Origin of the sequence: Devosia sp., from assembly GCF_028290645.1 — a bacterium.
Lineage (GTDB): Bacteria > Pseudomonadota > Alphaproteobacteria > Rhizobiales > Devosiaceae > Devosia_A.
Genome location: NZ_JAQGJL010000224.1, coordinates 1 through 4,593 on the forward strand (window position 1 = coordinate 1; position 4,593 = coordinate 4,593).

Consider the following 4,593-nt stretch of genomic DNA (forward strand, 5'->3'; position numbering starts at 1 on the left):
TGTTTGTCGCGCTGATGTCCGGCAGCGCTGCCTTGCAGGGTGTATGGGGGCAGGCGCCTTCAGCTACCCTACCGGGGGGCGCCACATCCTTGCGCGAGGCGTTCGATGACTGGCAGGTCACCTGCACGGCGCAGGGCGCCACCAAGCGCTGCGCGCTGTCGCAGGAGCAGGTCGACCAAAACCGGCAGCGTGTCCTGGCGATCGAACTCATTCCCGCCGAGAACAATACGCTGACGGGTACGCTGGTCATGCCGTTCGGCCTCGTGCTCGATTCCGGCATCACCGTTCAGCTCGACGACAAGCCGCTGGGCAAGCCATTGCGCTTCCGCACGTGCCTGCCTGCCGGCTGCATCCTGCCGCTGCAACTGGACGCAGCAACGACCAATGCCTTGCGGGCCGGCACATCGCTGAAGCTGAGTGGTCTGCCGAACGACGGCAACAAGCCGATTACTTTCTCTATTTCGCTGAAGGGTTTTCCCGGCGCGCTCAGCCGGACCGCGGCCTTGCTGAAGTAGCGATCGGGGCAGGGTCCACCGAAGATCCCCGTGTCTATTTCTGCTTGCGCTGCTTCTGCACGCCCGCCGCCGTCGACACGCCCATCAGCCCGATCGCCACCCATTTGATCACGGTGACGATCGGCCCGGCATTAATGTCATAGGTAATCCAGACCAGCATGCCCGGCACGAGTATGCCACACATGATGAGCGTGATGCGGTTGATCTGCCAGGATACCTTTGAATCCAGCGCTGCGTCGCCGGGAGCAGCCGCGAGTTGCGCCCGCGTCGCAGCGTCGACCGCCAGCCAGGAGGCTATGCGCAGCGATATGGGGAGCCCGCCGCCGAGAATCAGGAATGCGCATCCCGCCAGCAGCAGCGAGAATTTCAACGCACTGGTCTCAGCCGGCACTGGAAACAGAAATATCGCCGCCGGCATGAATATCACCGCGATGCCGATGGCGGCTATCACGATGAAGATGACCGCGTTGATCCAGACGTACTTTTGATAAGTGCCGTAGGTCACCGGGGCGGCGAGGGCATACATCCGCTCCCATTCACTGTCGCTATAGGAAAAGCCCGGCCAATCCATTTTGCCATCCTTGATGGCGGTCATGTTCTTGCACCACATAGCAAGGCGGACGAGCGTACCCGAACTGATCTCTGACATGATGCATTTAGCCCCCTGATCCCCGCGTTAAGCATAGCATGCTTGCTAGCGCGCGTAGAGCCGGTCGAGCTGCACCAGCCGGTTGAGCGCCGCCAGCGCCAGCATCGTCGCGACGATCAGCAGCGCCGAGACCGCATGCACCGTCGGCTCGAGGCTGAACGCGGCCTCGGAGTAGATCCTGACCGGCAGCGTCGTCAGCCGCGCCGTAGTGAGGAAGCTCGTTACCGTGACCTCGCCGAAGGAGAGCAGGAAGCTCATGATGCAGGCGGCCGCGAGGCCGGGTGCGAGGCCGGGCAGGGTGATCAGCGCCAGGCGGCTCGCAGGCCCCGCGCCCAGGCTCGCGGCGGCCTCCTCCTGCGCCTTGTCGAGCTGTTCGACCGAGGTCTGCAGCAGCGCGATGGCGAAGGGCAGGATCAGCACGACATGCACCGCCATCAGCCCGAAAAAAGGCGGCAGCGCCGTGTAGACCTGCAGCAGCCGCAGCATGCCGACGCCGATGGCGATATGAGGAAGCGAGAGCGGCAGCGTCCAAAAGGCGCCGAGCGCGGTCAGTCCGCGGAAGCGGTGACGTGCCAGCGCGAACGCGGCCGGCAGCGCCAGCGCGATCGCCACGACCGCCGAGGCGCAGGCGAGTTGGAAGGAGGTGACGAAGGCGGCGCCATAGGCCCCGCCGAACAGGACGCGCCGATACCATTCCAGGGTGAAGGCTCGAAACCCGGCGACTGTCGCTTGCGGCACGTCGTTGAAGCTCTGGATGCAGACCAGCACCAAAGGCAGCAGCAGCAGCAAAAGCGCGCAGGCGAGCAGCAGCTTGCCGAGCACCGGGCCGACCAGATCGAGCGTCACCATCAGCCAGCGCGGGAGCGAGAGCACGGAGCCCGGCCGGCTCTCCTTCCACGGCATCAATTGCCTGGCGACGAAGAAGATGGCGACGGCAAACGCCGTGCTCGTGCCGGTCAAAACCAGCGACAGCGCCGAGGCGAGCGGGCCGTTGAGGTTCTGCAGTGCCTCCTGCCAGACGATCATGCCGACGGTGAGCACCTTCTTGCCGCCGAGCAGCGTCGCCGAGACATAAGCCGTCGAGGCCATCAGGAAGACGATGATGATTCCGGCACGCAAGCCCGGCAGCGACAGCGGCAGATCGACCACGAGCAGTCGTGTCATCGGCGAGGCGCCCAGGCTCTGGGCCGCCTCGTGCACGCGCGGCGAGGTGCCCTGCAGCACGTCGTAGAGCGCCAGCACCATGAACGGCATGAACACCTGCGCCAGCGCGATCGCGACCGCGCCATGGGTGTAGAGCATGCCGCGCCAGGGCTGCAGCCCCAACGCGACGAGCACCTGGTTGATCAGCCCGTCGGGCGCCAGCAGCAGCACGATGCCGAGCGAGCGCACCACCACATTGGTCAGCAGCGGGATCAGGATTACCGCGAAGCCGAGCGAGCGCCAGCGCAGCGGCAGCCGTGTCAGCCACAGCGCCAGCGGGTAGCCAAGCAGGACGGTCAGCAGCGTGACACCAGCCGCCAGCGCCAGCGTCTCGCCGACCAGTTTTAGATAGAAGCGGTCCTCCGCCAGCATCGCGAACTGAGCCAGGCTTGGGCTCTGGAACAGCGCCCCGAACGGATCGGGCGCCGCGTGCAGCGAGAGCAACACGACGACGACGAGCGGCGCCGCGAAGGCTAAGAGCAGCCAGAGCGTGACCGGCGCGGCCAGCAGCGGGCCGATCAGCCGGCCCGTGCATCCGCGTTGCCCCGGCCCGCCGCCGGCGATGGTCGCCGGCGGCCGGGTTTCAGCCATGCTCACCCGGCGATCTCACGGTTGAAGCGGCTCGACCAGGCGGCCTGGCTCTTGATCACCAGATCCCAGTCGAAATCGACCAGCTTGCCGACATCGTCGCCGAGCACGAGTTTGGACTTCAGCGCGTCGGGAATGTTCAGCCCCTTCACTGTCGGCGAGTAGTAGGTCTCGGCGGCATAGGCGAGCATGCAGGGCTCGCTCAGATGGAGGTTGATCCACTCTTCGGCGAGTTTCTGGTTCTGGGTCCCGACGGTGATGCAGGCCACGTTCATGGTGATGGCCTGCCCCTCGACCGGGTTGACGATCTCGATGTTGGGGTTGCGGGTCTCGGCATATTTGCGGGTGAAGCTGCCGAACTCGACCGAGAGATCGGCGACGCCCTGGTCGAACATCTGGAAGAGCTGGTCCTGGCTGCCCTGGATCGCCGCGAACGGCTTAAGTTCCTTGATCTTGTCGAAGCCGACGCCGATGTTGCTCTCGCTGCCGCCGAAGATCTTGGCCGCCATCAGCAAGCCCGCCGTTCCCTGCGCGCCCGGATAGGACGGCCAGGCGATGCGGCCCTTCCACTCCGGGTTCCAGATGTCTTTCCATGAGGTTATGGGCTTGGCCGCCTTGCGCTTGTCGTAGACGATCGTGCAGGGATTGAGGGCGACGCCATAGCCGCCGAGCTTGGCGGCCTCGTGCAGGTTGGCGAATTGCGGCACGGCCGCGGTCGGCGCCTGCGTGACCCCGTCCTTCACCGCCTGCCGGCTTTCGAAGATATTGAGGTAGAGCACATCGAAGCTCGGCCGGCCGCGCTCCGCATAGGCGCGCGCCCGGCGCTCCGGCGTGCCGCCCAGAACATAGGAAACCTTGCAGCCGTATTTGGCGACGAGCGCCTTCTCGACATGCTCCTTGACGATGCGCTCCTGTGCGCCGCCCCAGATGCCAACCACGAGTTCGTCGCCGGGCTTGGGCTGGGCGAGCGCCGTACGGGAGAAGGCATAGGGCGCGATCACGCCCGCGCCGAGAACGAGCTTGCCGAAGGTACGCCGGTTGAGGGTCATGGTCGTGCTCCTGTTGCTATTCAAGTGAGGAAACTGCAGCCGCCGGGCAGCGCGCTGATCGCGCAAACGCTCCCGACTGGAGGAGGGGGAATTTCCGAGGGTGACAGCACGCGTACGCGCCCCGCCGCCGTCTCGATATCGATCTCGAAGGCGTCGCCGAGATAGGCACACCCCGTCAGGACGCCGCTGACGCTGAGCGGCCCCGCATCATCGTCCGCACCATGCCCGGCGAGCCTCAGTCTCGCGGCGCGCAGCACGATTGCATTCGCGCCCTTCGGCGCGCCGGTGCAGCGCAGGCCGGGCGCCACAAATAGCCCGCTTTCGCTGCGGCCGGGGACGACCGTGCGGGCGCCCAGAAACGAGGCGGTGAAGGCCGCCTGCGGCCTGTCGCAGAGCGCGAGCGGCGTGCCGACCTCGACGAGCCGGCCATGGCTCATCACGCCGACCCGATCCGACATGGCGAGCGCCTCCTCCTGATCGTGAGTGACGAAGAGGGTGGTGATCGACAGACGCTGCTGCAGGCTTCGGATCTCGCCACGCATCTCCGCGCGCAGGTGTGCGTCGAGATTGGACAGGGGTTCATCGAGCA

At 65.9% G+C, this 4,593-nt stretch carries 5 protein-coding genes; 1 reads left to right on the forward strand and 4 read right to left on the reverse strand.

All coding sequences use genetic code 11. The features are described 5' to 3' along the window. Nucleotides 1-515 (forward strand): invasion associated locus B family protein (locus tag JWQ89_RS12755; RefSeq protein WP_366144003.1); only part of this gene is annotated, 515 nt, incomplete at its 5' end. Between the two features lie 34 nt (nucleotides 516-549). Here the strand turns inward: JWQ89_RS12755 and JWQ89_RS12760 are convergent. The 4 genes from JWQ89_RS12760 to JWQ89_RS12775 all read right to left on the reverse strand — a co-directional run. Further along, on the reverse strand, nucleotides 550-1,110 hold the full coding sequence (locus JWQ89_RS12760) for a hypothetical protein (protein ID WP_299641590.1): 561 nt from the start codon (nucleotides 1,108-1,110) through the stop codon (nucleotides 550-552). Between the two features lie 99 nt (nucleotides 1,111-1,209). Next, nucleotides 1,210-2,958, reverse strand: a complete 1,749-nt coding sequence (locus JWQ89_RS12765; protein WP_299641592.1) for an ABC transporter permease subunit — start codon at nucleotides 2,956-2,958, stop codon at nucleotides 1,210-1,212. Nucleotides 2,959-2,960: 2 nt separating this feature from the next. Further along, entirely contained in the window at nucleotides 2,961-4,004 is a 1,044-nt protein-coding gene (locus tag JWQ89_RS12770; protein WP_299641595.1) for an extracellular solute-binding protein, read from the reverse strand. A gap of 20 nt (nucleotides 4,005-4,024) precedes the next feature. After that, on the reverse strand, nucleotides 4,025-4,593 hold a 569-nt coding region (locus JWQ89_RS12775), incomplete at its 5' end, for a TOBE domain-containing protein (protein WP_299641597.1).